This is a genomic window from Duganella sp. Dugasp56, assembly GCF_047304105.1.
In the GTDB taxonomy this organism is placed as follows: domain Bacteria; phylum Pseudomonadota; class Gammaproteobacteria; order Burkholderiales; family Burkholderiaceae_D; genus Rugamonas; species Rugamonas hordei.
In genome coordinates this window covers 66,146-85,030 of the sequence record NZ_JBGLYQ010000022.1, presented here as the reverse complement: position 1 = coordinate 85,030, position 18,885 = coordinate 66,146, and the positions used below count along the sequence as shown (strand labels likewise).

Here is an 18,885-nt window from a genome sequence, read left to right as displayed (position 1 = left end):
TACTTCAAGTGAATAATGACATCGTCTCCGAATTGTCCTTCTTCGTGCTGCTGGCGAAGCTGGGCAGCCTGGCCGCCACCGCGCGCGAGCTGGGCATCACGCCGCCCGCGGTCACCAAGCGCCTGATGCTGATGGAGCAACGCCTCGGTGTGCGACTGCTGAACCGCACCACGCGGCGCGTCAGCCTGACCAGCGAAGGCGAGACCTATCTGTCGCAGGCGGCGCGCATCCTGGGCGACATCCGCGACATGGAGGAATCGGTATCGAGCAGCCGCGCCGCGCCCAAGGGCCTACTGCGGGTGAACGCCACGCTGGGATTCGGCCGCACGACCATCGCGCCGCTGGTCTCCGCCTTCGCGCGCCGCTATCCGGATGTGGAGGTGCAGCTGCAGCTGACCGACCGCGCCATCAACCTGGTGGAAGACGCCTACGATCTCGGCATCCGCTTCGGCGAGCTGCCGGATACGCGGCTGGGCGCGCGCAAGATCATGTCGAACCAGCGCTTCCTGTGCGCCTCGCCGGCCTACCTGAAGCGCCACGGCGTGCCGCGCCTGCCGCAGGATCTGCTGCAGCACCGCTGCATCCTGCACCGCCAGAACAACGACACCCACAGCACGTGGAAGCTGGAGAAAGGCCGCAAGGCCGAAACGGTCAAGGTGCACGGAGGCCTGTCCAGCAACGACGGCGACGTGGTGCTGGGCTGGGCGCTGGACGGCCACGGCATCCTGCTGCGTTCCGAGTGGGACGCGGCCAAGTACCTCGACAGCGGCCGCCTGCAGGTGGTGCTGGGCGACTACACCCTCCCCCCGGCCGACCTGTACGCCTACTATCCGAGCCGCCAGCAACAGCCGGCCCGCGTGCGCGCCTTCATCGACTTCCTGGCGGCGAGCATACCGGCCGACGTCGGCAGCCGGCGCCGCCGCAACTATTGATAGTTGGCCGCACGATAGCCAATTTGATGAGCAAAATTATAAATTTATCTTTAAGATATCATCAATGGCGGCGCACGCTCACCGTCAGGCATTCATCTATCCCGACCGTCATCGACCACCGAACCGACAGGAGATACCGTGCCTCACTCATACCTGCGCTCTTGCGCCGGCTGGCTTCTGGCGTGCACTTCCTGCCTGGCCAGCGCCACCAACGGCTATACCTACGCAGACCTCGGCACCTGGGGCGGCACCTATTCCGTCGCCACCGGGATCAACAACAATGGCCAGATCGCCGGCTATGCCGCCCGCGCGGAAGACAACACCTACCGCGCCACAATTTGGGACGGCAATAACAAGACCAGCTTTGGCACGCTCGGCGGCGCCTGGAGCCAGGGCTTCGGCTTGAACGACGTCGGCCAGATGGTCGGCTATTCGGCCAATGCTGCCGGCGCGTTCCGTCCGGTGCGATGGGTTGGCGGCACGGCGGTGGACCTGGGCACGCTGGGCGGCAGCGGTGGAGCGGCCTTCGCGATCAACCATACCGGGCTGATGGCCGGCGAGGCCTTGGGTCCCGGCGACAACGCGGTCCATGCCGTGATGTGGACCGCCCATTCCATTACTGACCTGGGTACGCTGGGAGGCAGTACCAGCTACGCCCGCGGCATCAATGACGCCGGCATGATCGTCGGCGCCGCCAGCGACGCCGACGGACAATTGCGCGCCACGTTATGGAACAACGGCTCAGTAGTCAACCTGGACACCCTGGGTGGAAGCTACAGCGTCGCCAACGCGATTAACCAGGCGGGCATCGTTGCCGGCTTTTCCGGATTGCCGGGCACCGACAACAGCCGTGCGGTTGTCTGGGACCACGGAACCGCTACGGTTCTTGGCGCGCTGGGCAATTTCAGCGGCGCCTACGCGCTGAACAACAGCGGCCAGGTCGTCGGCTATTCCAGCATCGCGGGGGACAGCAATATACACGCCACGCTGTGGGACGGCGGTGCGACGATCGACCTGAATGCCTTGCTGCCTTCCCCCCTGGCCGCTGAGGGATGGGTATTGAACTACGCTTACGGCGTCAACGACCAGGGGCAGATCGTCGGCTCGGCCATCAACACCGGGACCGGGATATTGCACGGATTCCTGCTCAGTCCCGTGCCGGAACCGGCGACAACGGCGATGCTGCTGGCAGGTCTGCTGGTGCTGGCGGCATCGCGCCGCAAGAACGTACCGGCAGCCACTGCGCCACGCAAAAAGCCATCTCCGGCACGATAAACAGCCAAAGCAGCGGCGCGCCGGTGACGGTCAGCGTCCAGATCATCCAGGTGGAGAACAGCAGCCGCGCAACGCCGTCGAATCGGCCAAAGCGCTGCTGCGGATCGGTGATGCGCAGCAGCGCCCACACCAGCACCACGCTGCCCAGCAGGCAGGCGAACAGCACGTGAAACGGCGCGAACGCGGGCAGCGCCGCGCCGCCCAGCTGCCGGTTGATGTCGTCCAGATGGGCGTGGGCGTAGGCGAAACTCCACGGCGTGGCAAACGGCGCCGTCACGACCAGGTCGTAGATGGCGCTGCCGAGGACGATTTTGCGGAAGGTGGTCGCTGCAAGCATGTTGGCTCCTGTGATAAGGTACAGCCATGCTAAAGCCTGGAGTACACTCCAGGGTCAAACGATATTTGGAGCCGGAGCATGCAAATCGGGGAAATCGCCAGCGCCACGGGGCTGAGCCGCGACACTTTGCGCTTTTACGAGAAGCGCGGCCTGCTGCGCGCACGGCGCAGCGCCAACGGCTATCGCGACTATCCGCCCGAGGCGGTGGACTGGCTGCGCTACATCCGCCTGGCGCAGACGCTGGGCTTCAGCCTGGCCGAAATCGAGGCCGACCTGCCGCTGCTGGCAGAACCGGAATCCTCCGCGCCCCAGCTGCGGGCGGCGCTGGAGCGCAAGCTGGAGGACATCGACCAGCGCATCGAGGGCCTGCACGCGCTGCGCGGCGAACTGGCGCGCCGCCTTGGCGAGAACATGCAGGACTGTCCGCTGCAGGCCGCGCCGGCTGCTTGATGCTGCTTGATGCTACTTGATCGACTCGCAGGCGTCCTTCATGGAGAACTTCGGCACAAAGGCCACCCGGCGCCCGCCTATGTCCAATTCCCTCAGGCGCGGCTCGGCGATCTTGAATTCGCCCTGTCTCAACTTGTCCATCAAGGATTTGCAGCTCGGATCGTGAGGTGCCATGGTCGCGATCACGCCCCATTTGCCATCGGCGCTTTCCGAAAACAGTACGCCGTCGCTATAGGAGGGCTGCAACTCCACCACCAGGATTTCCGGCTTGCCGTCGCCGTCCACGTCGACGATGAACGCGTCGCATTTGCCTTCCTTCCTGGTCAGGCAGTCCGGCTTTTCGTTGTCCGCCACGGCATCCCATTTCTGCTCCAGGAAGCTGGCCGGCAATTGCGTCCCGGCCGGCCAGACTTTCAGATTGTCGGCGATCGAGACCGGCGCGGTAAAGCGTTCCGGCTTGCGCCAGCGATCTTTCGGCTCCAGGGCCAGCGCCACCGCGGCCTCGCGCTGCAGAAGTTCGGCATCCGGCCCGGTGGTGCGCTGCTTCAGCTCTTCCAGCGCGGCCTGGCCATAACGCCCGCCTTCAAACCGCAGGTAGCGGAAATCGAATTCGCCGGCCTTGGTCTTGCCCTTCGCTAGCCGCGCCATCTGGCTGCTGACGGCGATGCGCGCCGGATCGGCAATCGGCGTAAAGAGCGCCAGCAGCACGGCCAGCACCAGGAATGCTGCGATGACATTGACCATGGCGATCGGCTGCAACCAGGTATCGTACTTGTAGGCCGCCCAGGCGTAGCCGACCGCGTAGCACGACGCCACCAGCAGGCAGGCGGCGGCGATCACGCGGTCCGAGGTCCAGCCGTACTGCCCCACGCGCAGGCCCAGCGCGTATATGCCGATCAGCGTGATGGGCAAGATCAGGATCGCCGCCGTGCGCGCGCTCACCCGCAAAGGCAGGGGCACGGTGGCGTCGCCGTTCTGGAACGCCGCGTTGATCAGCGCCACCAGCACGGCGGCGGCGGCCAGCAGCACCGAGGTGGCATGACGGGTCTCCCACAACGCGGTCAGCCCGGTAAAGGGCAGGCTGCAAAGGAAGCCGGCCACCATCAGCACCGCCACCGGCAATATCCACGACATCAGCACCAGCACCAGGCTGCGGATGCCGCGCACGATGGCAGGCTTCACGTCGGTGATGTGCATCGCACAGGAGAAGGCCGAGCAAGCCACCGGCACCACGAACCACGATTCCCGCAGCAGCTTGCGCAGGAAATCGAGCTTGACCAGCATGAACAGTTCCGCCCCCATGGACAGCACCATGAACATCGCGCCGACGAAGAACACCGAGAACATCAGCTGGATGCCGAGCTTCCACGCGGTCTCGAAATATGTGCCGTAGCTCGCCACGCGCCGGCGATCCTGCACGCCGGACAGCACCAGCGCGTGCGCGATGAAGAAGAACACCACGCTGAAAAACACCAGTATCTCCGACGGCGAATACACCGCCTTGCCATCCAGGTTGCCGAGGAAGGGACGGGCATACTGCCCGCGCCAGGCGTCGTGCAGCGACATCACCAGCAGCACGACCAGCGCCGCCAGCAGCCATGCTCCCGCCTTGCGGGGCGCCAGATGGCCCAGGCTGGAGATCAGCAGCACCGGCAGGATCAGGGCCAGCAGCGTCAACGGCACCATCACGTAGGGCGCCGTGGCGGGCCACAGCACGCTCTTGCTGGCGTTGTACAGCCAATACAGCAGCAGGCCCTGCACCAGGCCGGTCGCCAGCCGCGCGGCCATCACCCGCCGGCTCACGCCCGGCGCCAGTTCGTCCTTGTCCACGTCCGATGGTTGCATGGTCATCCTTACTCTATATAGGCTCAATTATCAATCAGGTTACTTTGATAATTTGACATTGTCCACTACCTGCCCTTCCCCGGGCCGAGGCGCTATAATGACAGGCTATACCGTCATTTTTTCCAACGATCCGCCTCCGGTCCGCCACGTGAATCCACATCTCGACAAGCTGCAACCCTATCCGTTCGAAAAACTGCGCCTGTTGTTCGCGCAGGTCACCGCCAGTCCGCGACACAAGGCGATCAGCCTTGGCATGGGCGAACCGAAGCATCCTACGCCGAAATTCATCCAGCAGGCGCTGATCGACAATGTCGACGGCCTGGCCAGCTATCCGACCACCATCGGCTCGGACGCGCTGCGCGGCGCCATCGCCGGCTGGCTGGAACGCCGCTACGGCATCCCCAAGCTGGATCCGGCCACCCAGGTGCTGCCGGTGAACGGCTCGCGCGAGGCCTTGTTCGCGCTGGCCCAGACCGTGATCGACCCGGCGGCCAAGTCGCTGGTGATCAGCCCGAATCCGTTTTACCAGATTTATGAAGGCGCGGCCTATCTGGCCGGCGCCGAGCCGTATTTCGTCAATTCCGACCCGGCCCGCAATTTCGGCTGCGACTACGACAGCATCCCGGCCTCGGTGTGGGAACGCGTATCGCTGCTGTTCCTGTGCTCCCCGGGCAATCCGACCGGCGCCGTGCTGACGCTGACCGACTGGGAGAACCTGTTCGCCCTGTCCGAGCGCTACAACTTCGTCATCGCCGCCGACGAGTGCTACTCCGAGATCTACCACGGCGACCAGGCCCCGCTGGGCGCGATGGAAGCGGCCCACACGCTGGGCCTGTCCACGGTCGAGAAGCCTTACGCGCGCCTGGTGGTGTTCAGCAGCCTGTCGAAGCGCTCCAACGTGCCGGGCATGCGCTCGGGTTTTGTGGCCGGCGACGCCGACGTCCTGAAAAAATTCCTGTTGTACCGCACCTATCACGGCGGAGCCATGAGCCCTTCCGTGCAAGCTGCCTCGATCGCGGCCTGGAACGACGAAACCCACGTCGAACAGAACCGCGAAAAATACCGCGCCAAATTCAACGCCATCACGCCGTTGCTGCAAGAGGTGCTGCAAGTGGAACTGCCGGACGCCGGCTTCTACCTGTGGGCCGACGTCAGCCAGACCGGCCTGTCGGACACTGAATTCGCCCAGCGCCTCTACGCCGAATATAATGTCACGGTACTGCCGGGCAGCTATCTGGCGCGCGACGCCCACGGCGCCAATCCGGGCCGCAACCGCATCCGCATGGCGCTGGTCGCCGAGACGGAAGAAGGCCTGGAAGCTGCGCAGCGCATCGTCCAATTCTGCAAGTCCCTTAACAAATAAATAGATCGAACATCATGAGCCAACAACTTCAGAACATCATCGACCAGGCATGGGAAGACCGCGCCAACATCAACCCGGGCAACGGCACCGCCGAACTGCGTGACGCGGTTTCGCACGTGATCGCGGGTCTGGATGCCGGCAGCATCCGCGTGGCCGAAAAAACCAGCGGCGACTGGGTTGTGAACCAGTGGGTCAAGAAAGCCGTGCTGCTGTCGTTCCGCCTGGAGAACAACGTGCAGATGCCTTCCGACGGCACCATGCAGTTCTACGACAAGGTACCGACCAAGTTCGCCAACTACACCGCCGAAGATTTCGCCAAGGGCGGCTTCCGCGTGGTGCCGCCAGCAGTCGCGCGCCGCGGCTCCTTCATCGCCAAAAACGTGGTGCTGATGCCTTCCTACGTCAACATCGGCGCCTACGTCGATGAAGGCGCGATGGTCGATACCTGGGCCACCGTCGGTTCGTGCGCGCAGATCGGCAAGAACGTCCATCTGTCGGGCGGCGTCGGCATCGGCGGCGTGCTGGAACCGATGCAGGCCAATCCGACCATCATCGAAGACAACTGCTTCATCGGCGCCCGTTCGGAGATCGTCGAAGGCGTCATCGTCGAAGAAAACTCGGTGATCTCGATGGGCGTGTACATCGGCCAGTCGACCAAGATCTACGACCGTGCCACCGGCGAAGTAACCTACGGCCGCGTGCCTGCCGGTTCGGTGGTCGTGTCGGGCAACCTGCCTTCGGAAGACGGCAAGTACTCGCTGTACTGCGCGGTCATCGTCAAGCGCGTGGATGCCAAGACCCGCGCCAAGACCGGCATCAACGAACTGTTGCGCGGTATCTAAGCGGCGGGAACCGGGGACTGGCCGCAGTCCCCGTTTTTTTTGATTTTGAGGAGAGTGCCATGGCCATGGATCGCCTGTTCCAGCTGATGAAGGAAAAAAACGCGTCGGACATGTTCTTCGCGGTGAATTCGCCGGTACACATCAAAATCAACGGCAACCTGATCCCCATCAACCAGCAAAAGCTCGAACCGGAAAACATCCACTCGCTGCTGGCGGAAATCGCCTCGCCCGAGCAGATGGAAGAACTGGCCACGACCAATGAGCTGAACATGGGCGTATCGGTGCCGAACATGGGCCGCTTCCGCCTGTCGGCGTTCAAGCAGCGCGGCACCATCTCCGCCGTATTCCGCTTCGTGCCGGCCACCATCCCCGCGCTGACCGACCTGCAGCTGCCGCCTGTACTGGCGGACCTGATCATGGAAAAGCGCGGCCTGCTGCTGCTGGTCGGCTCGACAGGCTCCGGCAAGTCGACCACCATCGCCTCGATGCTGGACCACCGCAACGAACTGCGCTCCGGCCATATCCTGACGCTGGAAGACCCGATCGAGTATCTGTTCAAGAACAAGAAATCCATCGTCAACCAGCGCGAGATCGGCAGCGATGCCAAGGACTTCTACACCGCGCTGCGCAACTCGATGCGCCAGGCGCCGGACTGCATCCTGATCGGCGAGATCCGCGACAAGGAAACCATGGCGGCGGCGCTGGCCTACGCACAGTCGGGCCACCTGGTGCTGGCGACCCTGCACGCCAACAACAGCTACAACGCGCTAAACCGTATCATCAGTTTCTATCCGATCGAGAACCGCGCCGCGCTGCTGCAGGATCTGTCGTCGACGGTCAAGGCCATCGTGTCGCAGCGGCTGGTCCGCTCGATCAACGGCGGCACCCGCACGGCTGCGGTGGAAATCATGGTCAACACCCGCTACATCTCGGACCTGATCGAAAAAGGCGAAATCGGCCAGATCAAGGAAGCGATGGAGAAGAGCATGTCGCCCGGCTCGCAATCGTTCGAGCTGGCGTTATTGAAGCTGGTGCAGGACGGCTTGATCAGCCAGGACGAGGCCTTGGCCAACGCCGATTCCGCCACCAACCTGCTGTGGCTCCTCAATAATGGCCCGGACAGCAAGAACGCCCAGGCCGAGCCGGAAACCAAGGCCTCGCCGGACGAAGCCTCGTTCACCGAGTTCACGTTAAATACCTAGCCAGGAATCTCGCGCCGCTCCTCCTCCACTGTTTGCACCAATCCCCAACCCAGCTGCCGACGGATATCGACAGTGGACGGCGGCGGGCAGTGTTGCGCCTGTCGCTCGCCCAGGTAGTTACGGATCTGTTCCTTGGTCGGTTTCTTCTGCAATTCCATCCTGCGGCTCCTGATCATGGTAAATGTCTTGTAAGGCTGCCATCAGTCCCTTGCAAGGATCAAGCCGCCCAATCCATGGTAGGCAATGGAGACGGCAGCCACCAATGCCATTTCGATCAGCAGAGATACCAAATCGACATAGCTGGAGGCCGTTATGGGGCTGCCGGCGGGATTTCGGGACGCAGACATGGTATTCTGTCGGCCTTCCGCCGTCTTCATCCGAATTCAAGCACATGACTACCACCCTCTATGGCATCCCGAACTGCGACACCGTCAAAAAGGCCCGCGTCTGGCTGGCCGGCGCGCAGCAGGATTTTGTGTTCCACGATTTTAAAAAACAGGGCCTGACGCGCGAGATCGTCGCCGGCTGGCTCCAGCACCTGTCGCGCGATGTGCTGGTCAATAAAAAAGGCACGACCTGGCGCGCGCTGTCCGACGAGCGCAAGGCTTCCATCGTCGATGACGAATCGGCCATCGCGCTGATGCTGGAAAATCCGTCCGTGATCAAGCGCCCGGTGCTGGACAAGGACGGCACCTTCGCCGTTTCCTTCTCCGACGCCCAGTACAAACAAATCTTCGACCTCTGAACAATGACTCCTTCCAAGACCCTGGCGCTGACCGAAAAGCTGATCGCCCTCTCCTCTGTCACCCCGGACGATAAAGGCTGCCAGCAGCACCTGATCGATTTGCTGTCGCCGCTGGGCTTCGCCTGCGAAACCATCGAATCGAACGGCGTGACCAACCTGTGGGCGCGCAAGGGCACGACCTCGCCGGTGCTGGTATTCGCCGGCCACACCGACGTGGTGCCTACCGGCCCGGTCGACCAATGGCGCTCGGCGCCTTTCAATCCGACCCACCGCGACGGCAAGCTGTATGGCCGCGGCGCCGCCGACATGAAGACCTCGATCGCCGCCTTCGTCGTCGCCTGCGAAGAGTTCATCGCCGCACACGCCGACCACAAGGGCTCGATCGCCTTCCTGATCACCAGCGATGAAGAAGGCCCGGCCACCGACGGCACAGTCATCGTCTGCAATATGCTCAAGGAACGCGGCGAAACGCTGGACTACTGCATCGTCGGCGAGCCGACCTCGGACGAAACCCTGGGCGACATGATCAAGAACGGCCGCCGCGGCTCGCTGTCCGGCAAATTGACGATCAAGGGCGTGCAAGGCCACATCGCCTATCCACAGTTGGCCAAGAACCCGATCCACCTGGCCGCGCCCGCGCTGGCCGAGCTGGTGGCCGAACGCTGGGACGAAGGCAACGAGTACTACCTGCCGACTTCCTGGCAGATGTCGAACATTAACGGCGGCACCGGCGCGAACAACGTCATCCCCGGCGAGATGATCATCGACTTCAACTTCCGCTTCTCGACCGCCAGCACCCACGAGGGCTTGAAGAAGCGCGTGCACGCCATCCTGGACAAGCACAACCTGCACTACGATCTGAAATGGGCGCTGAGCGGCCTGCCGTTCCTGACGCCGCGCGGCGCGTTGAGCGATGCGCTGTCGGCCGCGATCAAGTCCGAAACCGGCGTCGATACCGAACTTTCCACCACCGGCGGCACCTCGGATGGGCGCTTTATCGCTCAGATCTGCCCTCAAGTGATAGAATTCGGGCCTCCCAACGCAAGTATCCACAAGATCGACGAGCATATCGAGCTGCGTTTTGTCGATCCGCTGAAGAATATCTATCGCCGAACGCTGGAAAACCTGCTGGCCTAAGCCCGGCGGCGGTCCAGCGGCGCGGCGTGCGCGCACCGATTACTGTTTTACCGAGATAGCCATGAACACGACTCCTTTCACCACGCCGCGCGACCTGTTGCGCTACGCCGTCACCCGCTTCAACACCGCCAAGCTGTTCTTCGGCCACGGCAGTGTCGAAGCCTTCGACGAAGCGGCCTACCTGATCCTGCACACGCTCAAGCTGCCGCTGGACCGCCTGGATCCGTTCCTGGACGCCACGCTGCTGCCCGAGGAAGTCGCGTCCATCCTGGCCGTGATCGACCGCCGCACCAACGAGCGCGTGCCGGCCGCCTACATCACCAACGAGGCGTGGCTGGGGACTTACAACTTCTACGTCGACGAGCGCACCATCGTGCCGCGCTCCTTCATCGCGGAGCTGATCCCGGAATACTTCGCGCCGTGGGTCAACGAGCCTGAAAACGTCGGCAACATCCTGGAGCTGTGCACGGGTTCCGGCTGCCTGGCCATCATGCTGGCCGACGCCTTCCCCGACGCCCATGTCGACGCGGTCGACCTGTCGGCCGACGCGCTGGAAGTGGCGAAGAAGAACGTCGCCACCTACAAGCTGGAAGACCGTTTGACGCTGATCCAGTCCGACCTGTACGCCAACGTGCCGGACAAGAAGTACGACCTGATCATCACCAACCCGCCGTATGTGAACTCGGCGTCGATGAGCAAGCTGCCGATGGAATACCGCGCCGAGCCTGAAATGGCGCTCGACGGCGGCAAGGACGGCATGGACCTGGTGCGCAAGATCGTCGCCGGCGCCGCCGAACGCCTGACCGACGACGGCATCCTGATCGTCGAAATCGGCAACGAGCGCGAATATGCCGAAGCCGCCTTCGGTGAACTGGGCCTGACCTGGCTCACCACCAGCAATGGCGACGACATGGTCTTCCTGCTGACCGCCGACCAGCTGAAGCTGTAACCCCTCTGTAAAGAACAAGAACAAATGATTCGCTTTATTCAAGTAAGCCTGATGCGCGGTATTAAGCCGCTGCTGGAACAGGTCGATGTCACTCTCAACCCCGGCGACAAGATCGGCCTGATCGGCGCCAACGGCGCCGGCAAATCCAGCCTGTTCGCGATGATGCGCGGCGAGCTGCACCCGGACCAGGGCGAGATCGATTTCCCGGCCAAGTGGCGCGTCGCTTACGTAGCGCAGGAAACCCCGCCGCTCGACCGCGCGGCGCTCGACTACGCCATCGACGGCGACGTCACGCTGCGCAAGCTGGAAGCGGAACTGGCGCGCCTGGAAGCGGAGCCCGAATCGTCCGAGAACGGCATCGCCATCGGCGAGATCTACAGCGCGCTGGCCGACGCCGACGCCTACACCGTGCAGTCGCGCGGCGAACAGCTGCTGCTGGGCCTTGGCTTCTCGATCGACCAGATGCAGCAACCCGTCGCCAGCTTCTCCGGCGGCTGGCGCATGCGCCTGAACCTGGCGCAGGCGCTGATGTGCCCTTCCGACCTGCTGCTGCTCGATGAACCGACCAACCACCTGGACCTGGACGCGATCATCTGGCTGGAAGACTGGCTGAAACGCTACGCCGGCACGCTGCTGATCATTTCCCACGATCGCGACTTCCTCGATGAAGTGGTGAACGTGGTGGTGCACATCGACGAGCGCAAGCTGAAACGCTACTCGGGCAACTACTCGTCCTTCGAACGTCAGCGCGCGGCGCAGATGATCCTGGCCGCCGGCGCGCTGGAAAAGCAGCAGCGCAAGCGCGCCCACCTGGAATCGTTCGTCAACCGCTTCAAGGCGCAGGCCTCCAAGGCCCGCCAGGCACAGAGCCGCATGAAAGCGCTGGCCAAGATGGAAGAGCTGGCGCCGCTGCGCGCCGCTGCCGAATTCTCGTTTGAATTCCGTGAGCCGCTCAGCGCGCCGAATCCGCTGCTGGTGATGGAGAACGTCGACGCCGGCTACAAGATCGAAGACGACGCGACCGGCGAAATCACTCACAAGACCATCGTCAACAAGATCAAGTTCTCGCTGCAGATCGGCCAGCGTATCGGCCTGCTGGGTGTGAACGGCGCCGGCAAATCGACGCTGATCAAGACCATCGCCGGCGAACTGTCGCCGCTGACCGGCGACGCCACCATGGGCAAGGGCCTGAACATCGGCTACTTCGCCCAGCACCAGGTGGAGATGCTGCGTCACGACGAATCGCCGCTGTGGCACCTGGCGAAGATCGCACCGACCGTGCGCGAGCAGGAGCTGCGCAACTTCCTGGGCGGCTTCAACTTCCCGGGCACCATGGTCACCAGCTCGATCGCGCCGTTCTCCGGCGGCGAGAAGGCCCGCCTGGCGCTGGCGCTGATCGTTTGGCAGCGCCCCAACCTGCTGCTGCTCGATGAACCGACCAATCACCTGGACCTGGAAACCCGCGAGGCGCTGACCGAGGCGCTGGCGCAGTTCGAGGGCACGCTGGTCGTCGTGTCGCACGATCGCCACTTGCTGCGCGCCACCACCGACGAATTCATCATCGTCGCCGACGGCAAGCTGCAGCCGTTCGACGGCGATCTGGACGACTACAAGGACTGGCTGTTCAAGACCAAGCTGGGGAAAGGCACCGACGTGCTGCCGGCTGCGGGCAAGGCCAACAAGACCGATTTCCCGGTGACTTCGCCGGTCGCGCCGCCGACCGCCCCGGCGCCGGTCGCGGTCAGCAAGGACCAGAAGCGCCAGCAGGCGGAAGACCGCCAGCGCCTGGCCACGCTGCGCAAGCCGCTGGAGCAGAAGATCAAGCGCCTGGACGATCAGATCGCCAAGCGCAGCGCGCAGAAAGCCGACGTGGATGCCCAACTGGGCGAGTCTTCCATCTACGAAGCGGCCAACAAGGCCAAGCTGAAGCAGCTGCTGGCCGACCAGTCCTTCTTCACCAAGGACCTGGGCCAGCTGGAAGCGGAATGGCTGGAATTGCAGGAACAGCTGGAAGCACTGGCTTAAGCTGCCTGACGGGCGCCGAATTGCACCTTTCGGATCGACATCAGCTTATCGATGTCGACCACGATCAAACGGCGTCCGTCCACCTCCCCGATGCCGAGCAGGTAATCCACCGCGCCGGCACCGGGTATCGGCTGGATCTGCCCCAGCGACAGCGAGACGATGTCGGTCACGCCATCCACCACCATCCCCATCACGCAACTGGTCAGCTTGAGGATGATCACGTCCGTCAGCGGATCGTGCTGCGGCGGCCTCGGCCCGAAGGCGATACGCATGTCGACGATCGGCATGATGACGCCGCGCGACACCACCACCCCTTCAACGATCTCGCCTTCCGACGAGAAGCGCTCCAATGCCTTCAACGGCCGCAGCTCCTGCACCTTGCCGAAGTCCAGCGCATAATCGAGACCGCCGAGCCGGAACACCAGATACTGGCCTGGCGCGCACAGGCCGGCGCTGCTGACGGCGTTGGTGGCGAAATCCGCGCTGGCGCATTGGTTTTTCGATGACGGCATGATGATCCTTTCGTCCAGGACGTGCGGTAACAGGCATGTGCCATCCTACCTTCGCCCCCTTTGCCCAGCGTTGACCCTTATCAACAATCACCGGGAGCGCGGTTGCAGGTTTGCTACAATCAGCACATGAACCCTCAACTCCCCCTCAACGGCATACGCGTGCTTGATCTGACACGGCTGCTGCCCGGTCCCGTCGCCACCATGCACCTTGCGGACATGGGCGCGGAGGTGATCAAGATCGAAGATCCCGGCGCCGGCGACTACGCGCGCGTCATGGGGCCGGTGCGCAACGAGGTGTCGCAGTTCTTCGTCGCCGTCAATCGCGGCAAGCGGATGATGCGGCTGGACCTGAAGGACGCGGCCCATCGCGAGCAGCTGCTGGCGATGGTGGAAACCGCCGACGTGCTGGTCGAGAGCTTCCGCCCCGGCGTGATGGACAAGCTGGGCCTGGGCTGGCAGACGCTCAAACAGCGCAACCCGAAGCTGGTGATGTGCGCGATTTCCGGCTATGGCCAGGACGGCCCCTTTGCCCAGCTGGCGGGACACGACATCAACTACATCGGCTATGCCGGCATGCTGGACCAGAACGCCGGCGCGGACGGCGTGCCGGTGCTGCCGAACCTGCAGGTGGGCGATCTGCTGGGCGGCGCGCAGTCGGCGCTGCAGGGCATCCTGGCGGCGCTGGTGGCGGTGAAGATGGGCGGCGCCGGACGCTTCGTCGATGTCTCGATGACCGACGCGGTGCTGGCGCACAACCTGATGCCGCTGGTGGCGGTGAACAATGGCGCCGCGGCGCAACCCGGACGCGACCTGCTGAGCGGCGGCGTCCCCTGCTACAACGTCTACCGCACCGCCGACGGCCGCTACATGGCCGTTGGCGCGCTGGAGCTGAAATTCTGGCAGGGTTGCTGCGATGTGCTGGGCCGGCCGGATTTGAAAACGCGCCACTGGCAACTGGGCCAGCAGGTCGGCGGCGAGGATGCGATGGCGCTCAAGGATGAATTGTCGGCGATCTTCGCCACCCGCACGCTGGCGCAGTGGACCGAGGCGTTCGCGCCGGCCGATTGCTGCGTGTCGCCGGTGCTGCGCACGGAAGAAGCTTTGCTGCATCCGCTGTTCGCCGCGCGCGGCATGGTGGCGCGCCATCGCCACGAGACCGAGGGCGAATCGTGGGCGCTGGCGCAGCCGGTGAGGTTCCAGCCGTGATCGACGTGAATGAAGTGGAGTTCACCGCGATCCGCGCACAGGGTCCCGGCGGTCAGAACGTCAACAAGGTGTCGAACGCGGTGCACGTGCGCTTCGATATCACGTCGTCGTCGCTGCCCGAGCATATCAAGGAACGCCTGCTGGCCTTGCGCGACAGCCGTATCACCAAGGATGGCGTGGTGGTGCTGAAGGCGCAGCAGTCGCGCAGCCAGGAAGCCAACAAGGAAGATGCGCTGCGCCGCCTGCAGGAGCTGGTCGACAGCGTGGCCGTGCTGCCAACCGTGCGCCGCGCCACCAGGCCGACCCGCAGCTCGCAGCGCAAGCGGCTCGACGGCAAGACCAAGGACGGCGAGCGCAAACAGCTGCGCGGCAAAGTCAGTTTGTAAAAGTCCGCAGGCACTGATGGGCGCCCAGCGCCAGCAGGCTGACGAAGAAACAGCGGCGGAACAAGGCGGGAGGCAGGCGCTCGCGCAACCACTGCCCCAGCAGCATGCCGCCGCCCGCCGGCAGCAGCGCCAGGAGGGAACTGCCCGCCACCGACGCGTGCCACTCGCTGCGGCAAGCCAGCATGACGGCCAGTGCCAGCGTCGAGACGGTGAAGGCCAATCCCATCGCCTGCACCAGCTCATCCTTTTCCAGCGCCAGCGCCTGCAGATACGGCGCCGCCGGCATGACGAACACCCCGGTGACGCCGGCCATCACACCCGTCGCCGCGCCCGCCAGCGGCCCGGCCCACGCTTCCGCGCGCGGCGCCACATGCCAGCGCCAGCCGGTCAAACCCAGCACGCCGTAGCCCACCAGCGCCAGCCCCAGCACCGCCCCGCTCCATGCCTCCGCAGCCGGGACCGCTGTGGCGATCCATGCCGCGGCGGCAGTACCCGCGCACACCGCCAGCAGCAGGGTCCGCATGCGCAGCCACAGCGGATACAGCGCCGGCCCCGCAGCCAGCTGCCAGACATTTGTAATCGACGAAGGCACAATCAGCAGGCCGGCGGCCTCCAGCGGCGACATCTTCAGCGTCAGCAAGGCCACGGCGACCGTCGGCAAGCCCATGCCGGTCACGCCTTTGACCATGCCGGCCAACACAAACACCAGTGCGACAAATATAAGCGAAGTATCCATGCGCACCATTCTGCCCTTGCGCGCGGCGCCTGAAAATCTGGAATATACTCAGTCAGACTTAGGTAAAACCATAGGCTGACATCATGCGCTTCGACCTGACCGACCTGAAGCTGTTCGTCCATATCGCCGAAAGCGGCAGCATCACCGCCGGCGCCCGGCTGGCGCATCTGGCGCTGCCCTCGGCCAGCGCCCGCATACGCGGCATGGAGGAAGCGCTGGCAGTGCCGCTGCTGCGGCGTGGACGGCGCGGCGCCGAACCGACCGAAGCCGGCCGCGCGCTGCTGCACCACGCCCGCGCCATCGCCCGCCAGGTGGACGGCATGCAGGCCGACCTGGCGGAATTCGCGTCGGGCCTGAAGGGCCGCATCCGGCTCCTGTGCAACACCTCGGCGATGACCGAATTCCTGCCGGACGCGCTGGCCGCCTTCCTCGCCGCGCATCCGCAACTCGGCATCGACCTGGAAGAACGCCTCAGCCGCGACATCGTGCAGGCCGTCACCGATGGCGAAGCCGACATCGGCATCGTCAGCGACGCGGTCGACGCCTCGGCGCTGCAAACCTTCGCTTTCCGCGACGATGCGCTGGCGCTGGTGATGGCGCGCAGCCATCCGCTGGCAAAGCAGAACAGGAACCGGCGCAGCATCAACTACGCCGACGCGCTGGCGTACGACTTCATCGGCCTGGCCGGCGACAGCGCCTTCCAGCGCTACGCGGCGGAACAGGCCTCCCGGCTGGGATTGCGCATGCATTGCAAAATCAGGCTGCGCAGCTTCGAGGCGGTATGCCGCATGGCGGCCAGCGGCGTTGGCCTGGCATTGATGCCGGAGACGGCCGCGCGCAGGAACGCCGCCGCCGACAAGCTGCTGGTGTTGAAAGTAAGCGATGATTGGGCGAAGCGCAAACTGCTGGTCTGCGTGCGCGACCTGGCCGCGCTGCCACGCCATGCGCGCGAGCTGGTCTCGGCGCTGCGGCAGGCCACCCCTTAGTCAGTCTCCGGCGCCCACTCGATCGGACCGGTGCTGCCGGAGAAGATCGTCGTCATGCCCGCCGCCGTGGTGCGCACCTTGGCCTTGACCTCCTTGGCGGGCCGGTCGTGCGCCGCCGCTCCTTCCGGCACGAAGGCCATGGTCCGCAGCAGCACGTCGCCGGTCAGCATATGCACCACGCAGCGCGAACCGCGCATCACGGACGTCTTCTGCCGCTGCACCTGGTTGACCTCTTCCTGCGCCTGCTCCTGCTGCACCTGCGCCGCCTTCATCGCCAGCGAAATCTTCGCCACCGCCTTCAGCGAAGGCCCCACGGCCGCCGCCATCTTCTGGAACAGAGGCTCCTGCTCCGGCGTCAGCGTGACCTCGCGCTTGCGCACGCGCGTGGCCAGCGTCAGGTAGTTGCGCACCTCGGTCTGGCCTGTGATCGCGTCGATCTCCGCCTTGCGCAGATTGGCCTCGCGCTCCGCCTGCTGCACCCTGGGCTGCAGCTCGGCGATCTTCTTGTCGAACTTGGACGTATCGGGCACCAGCGTATAGAGCAGCATCTCGTGCTGCTTGCGCGGCCCCGCGCTGGTGATCTCGATCTTGCGCGCGGCGATGGCGCAGCCCTCGGCCATCTTGATGATCACCTCCTCGGCCATGATCTCGCAGTTGCTCGCTTCGCCGATGACCACCCGCGTGCCGGAGATGATGCAGCTTTCCGCGCGCGCCAGCGTCACCTCGCCCCGCTTCGTCTGCAGCACGGCGCCGGAGGCCACGCCCTGCACCCGTATGCCGCCGTCGACGTTGGTGCAGGTGCCGCCCATCAGGTTGCGGCTCAGGACGATATCGCCGCCGCGTGAATTGATGATGCCGAACACGTCGCCGTGAATGGTGATGTTGCCGCCGTCGACGGAGCGCTGCTCCTGCACGTCGCCGAACTCCTCGTACTCGCCGGTCAGCAGCAGGTTGCCGGTGGTGCGCGCGCTCACGCCTTCGCGGCTGATGATCTTGGGGCCGATGGAAATGCGCTTGGTGCCCGGATCCACGCTGAGGAAGCCCTCCACCGCCGACACCAGGAACTCGCCGTCGCGCAGGTTCTCGATCACCGTTCCCTCGCCGGCCACCGAACTCAGTTCGATGTCCCTGGAGACCGGCGGTTCCAGCACGATGCCCGACAGCTCGAAGCCGCGCACGCCGGCCGTGCGCGGCACCTTGCGCAACAGCTTGACGTTGGGCCTGACCTGCGGGAAGCGGTTCTGGAAAGCCTGCAGATCGAGCTTGCCGTCCGATTTCTCGCGCGGCGCGTTGCTGCGATGGATGTCCTGCGACACCTCGACGATGGTGGCGTCGCGCCCCGGCGTGGCGTTCAGCCGCCGCGCCACGATGACGCGGGCCACGCGGCCGGTGACGATAACGTCGCGCACCACCGGCGCGTCGATGCCGAAGCGTATGCCCTTGACCCACATGTCGGAAACGAATTCGTCGAAGTTGAGCCGGGCCGGCTGCGACGGCATGTCCGGCACCTCGAAGAACACCGGTTCGAAATAGTATTCGGCCTCGCCGTTGATGATCTTGACGGACTTGTACAGCCCCCGGCGCTGCGGATAGAACGGCTCGATGCTGCTGGCGAAGCGTATCAGCGGCTTGTTGACCACGTTCTCCGGCAGGTCGGGTCCGCAGTTGTACAGCAGCTTGGTGAAGACCGCGTAGTCCAGGTTGGAGAAATAGGCGCTGCTGAGAAAAATCTGGCTCACCGCCGACAGGCAGGATACCGCCGAAGCGCCGGTCTCGAAATACACTCCGTCCGCACGCTTGACGATGGCCGACGGAAGCTCGCCATCAGCAATTTGTTCCAGCGCCGTAGCGTCGTCTGACACAGTAGTCCCCAGGATAATGTACGTCGGTGCATTGCATGCTCATTGCGTGAACAAGCAGGCGCGCCTTCACTTTTTTAATGTTAATTCTAGATTAG

At 64.3% G+C, this 18,885-nt stretch carries 18 protein-coding genes and 1 pseudogene; 13 read left to right on the top strand and 6 right to left on the bottom strand.

What is annotated here, in order from left to right; translation table 11 throughout:
* Positions 1–8 precede the first annotated feature (8 nt).
* Entirely contained in the window at positions 9–932 is a 924-nt protein-coding gene (locus ACCD07_RS16865) for a LysR family transcriptional regulator (RefSeq protein ID WP_353402964.1), read from the top strand.
* Positions 933–1,070: 138 nt separating this feature from the next.
* Positions 1,071–2,126, top strand: a pseudogene (locus ACCD07_RS16860) (hypothetical protein); the annotation flags it as partial.
* On the opposite strand, the gene ACCD07_RS16855 reads toward ACCD07_RS16860, so the two are convergent.
* Positions 2,080–2,544, bottom strand: a complete 465-nt coding sequence (locus tag ACCD07_RS16855; RefSeq protein ID WP_413448011.1) for a hypothetical protein — start codon at positions 2,542–2,544, stop codon at positions 2,080–2,082. The pseudogene ACCD07_RS16860 and the gene ACCD07_RS16855 sit on opposite strands and share 47 nt — an antisense overlap.
* Positions 2,545–2,622: 78 nt before the next feature.
* On the opposite strand from ACCD07_RS16855, the gene ACCD07_RS16850 reads away from it, so the two are divergent.
* The gene (locus tag ACCD07_RS16850) at positions 2,623–2,994 is read left to right on the top strand and encodes a MerR family transcriptional regulator (RefSeq protein ID WP_176651731.1); all 372 of its coding nucleotides are present in this window, start codon (positions 2,623–2,625) and stop codon (positions 2,992–2,994) included.
* Positions 2,995–3,006: 12 nt separating this feature from the next.
* On the opposite strand, the gene ACCD07_RS16845 is transcribed toward ACCD07_RS16850, so the two are convergent.
* On the bottom strand, positions 3,007–4,845 hold the full coding sequence (locus tag ACCD07_RS16845; RefSeq protein WP_413448010.1) for a DUF4153 domain-containing protein: 1,839 nt from the start codon (positions 4,843–4,845) through the stop codon (positions 3,007–3,009).
* 142 nt (positions 4,846–4,987) lie between these two features.
* Here ACCD07_RS16845 and dapC point away from each other — a divergent pair, with 142 nt between their 5' ends.
* Genes dapC through ACCD07_RS16830 form a run of 3 tightly spaced genes read left to right on the top strand, consistent with a single transcriptional unit; the run spans position 4,988 to position 8,246 of the window.
* A complete protein-coding gene (dapC, locus tag ACCD07_RS16840) occupies positions 4,988–6,202 on the top strand; it encodes a succinyldiaminopimelate transaminase (RefSeq protein WP_176652130.1) in 1,215 nt (404 codons plus the stop codon).
* A gap of 14 nt (positions 6,203–6,216) precedes the next feature.
* Complete coding sequence (dapD, locus tag ACCD07_RS16835) at positions 6,217–7,044, top strand: 2,3,4,5-tetrahydropyridine-2,6-dicarboxylate N-succinyltransferase (RefSeq protein WP_176651732.1); 828 nt, start codon at positions 6,217–6,219, stop codon at positions 7,042–7,044.
* 59 nt (positions 7,045–7,103) lie between these two features.
* The gene (locus ACCD07_RS16830) at positions 7,104–8,246 is read left to right on the top strand and encodes a PilT/PilU family type 4a pilus ATPase (RefSeq protein ID WP_176651733.1); all 1,143 of its coding nucleotides are present in this window, start codon (positions 7,104–7,106) and stop codon (positions 8,244–8,246) included.
* Here ACCD07_RS16830 and ACCD07_RS16825 read toward each other — a convergent pair.
* The gene (locus ACCD07_RS16825; RefSeq protein WP_176651734.1) at positions 8,243–8,404 is read right to left on the bottom strand and encodes a hypothetical protein; all 162 of its coding nucleotides are present in this window, start codon (positions 8,402–8,404) and stop codon (positions 8,243–8,245) included. The genes ACCD07_RS16830 and ACCD07_RS16825 overlap by 4 nt on opposite strands.
* A gap of 233 nt (positions 8,405–8,637) precedes the next feature.
* Here ACCD07_RS16825 and ACCD07_RS16820 point away from each other — a divergent pair, with 233 nt between their 5' ends.
* The 4 genes from ACCD07_RS16820 to ACCD07_RS16805 all read left to right on the top strand — a co-directional run bounded on the left by ACCD07_RS16820 (position 8,638) and on the right by ACCD07_RS16805 (position 13,102).
* Positions 8,638–8,991, top strand: a complete 354-nt coding sequence (locus ACCD07_RS16820) for an arsenate reductase (RefSeq protein ID WP_176651735.1) — start codon at positions 8,638–8,640, stop codon at positions 8,989–8,991.
* 3 nt (positions 8,992–8,994) lie between these two features.
* Positions 8,995–10,128: a succinyl-diaminopimelate desuccinylase gene (gene dapE, locus ACCD07_RS16815; protein WP_413448009.1), complete on the top strand. Its 1,134-nt coding sequence runs from the start codon at positions 8,995–8,997 to the stop codon at positions 10,126–10,128.
* 61 nt (positions 10,129–10,189) lie between these two features.
* A complete protein-coding gene (prmB, locus tag ACCD07_RS16810; RefSeq protein ID WP_176651737.1) occupies positions 10,190–11,077 on the top strand; it encodes a 50S ribosomal protein L3 N(5)-glutamine methyltransferase in 888 nt (295 codons plus the stop codon).
* 51 nt (positions 11,078–11,128) lie between these two features.
* Complete coding sequence (locus ACCD07_RS16805; RefSeq protein WP_413448008.1) at positions 11,129–13,102, top strand: ATP-binding cassette domain-containing protein; 1,974 nt, start codon at positions 11,129–11,131, stop codon at positions 13,100–13,102.
* Here ACCD07_RS16805 and ACCD07_RS16800 read toward each other — a convergent pair.
* Positions 13,099–13,614 carry a chemotaxis protein CheW gene (locus tag ACCD07_RS16800; RefSeq protein ID WP_413448007.1) on the bottom strand — a complete coding sequence of 172 codons (516 nt, stop codon included), beginning with the start codon at positions 13,612–13,614 and terminating at the stop codon, positions 13,099–13,101. The two genes, ACCD07_RS16805 and ACCD07_RS16800, sit on opposite strands and share 4 nt — an antisense overlap.
* 126 nt (positions 13,615–13,740) lie before the next feature.
* On the opposite strand from ACCD07_RS16800, the gene ACCD07_RS16795 reads away from it, so the two are divergent.
* A complete protein-coding gene (locus ACCD07_RS16795; RefSeq protein ID WP_413448006.1) occupies positions 13,741–14,820 on the top strand; it encodes a CaiB/BaiF CoA transferase family protein in 1,080 nt (359 codons plus the stop codon).
* A complete protein-coding gene (gene arfB, locus ACCD07_RS16790; RefSeq protein WP_413448005.1) occupies positions 14,817–15,206 on the top strand; it encodes an alternative ribosome rescue aminoacyl-tRNA hydrolase ArfB in 390 nt (129 codons plus the stop codon). The genes ACCD07_RS16795 and arfB overlap by 4 nt, the downstream gene beginning before the upstream one ends.
* Here arfB and ACCD07_RS16785 read toward each other — a convergent pair.
* Positions 15,196–15,942, bottom strand: a complete 747-nt coding sequence (locus ACCD07_RS16785) for a sulfite exporter TauE/SafE family protein (RefSeq protein ID WP_413448004.1) — start codon at positions 15,940–15,942, stop codon at positions 15,196–15,198. The two genes, arfB and ACCD07_RS16785, sit on opposite strands and share 11 nt — an antisense overlap.
* Before the next feature lie 83 nt (positions 15,943–16,025).
* On the opposite strand from ACCD07_RS16785, the gene ACCD07_RS16780 reads away from it, so the two are divergent.
* The gene (locus ACCD07_RS16780; RefSeq protein WP_413448003.1) at positions 16,026–16,928 is read left to right on the top strand and encodes a LysR family transcriptional regulator; all 903 of its coding nucleotides are present in this window, start codon (positions 16,026–16,028) and stop codon (positions 16,926–16,928) included.
* Here the strand turns inward: ACCD07_RS16780 and ACCD07_RS16775 are convergent.
* A complete protein-coding gene (locus ACCD07_RS16775) occupies positions 16,925–18,790 on the bottom strand; it encodes a flagellar assembly protein A (RefSeq protein ID WP_413448002.1) in 1,866 nt (621 codons plus the stop codon). The genes ACCD07_RS16780 and ACCD07_RS16775 overlap by 4 nt on opposite strands.
* Positions 18,791–18,885 lie beyond the last annotated feature (95 nt).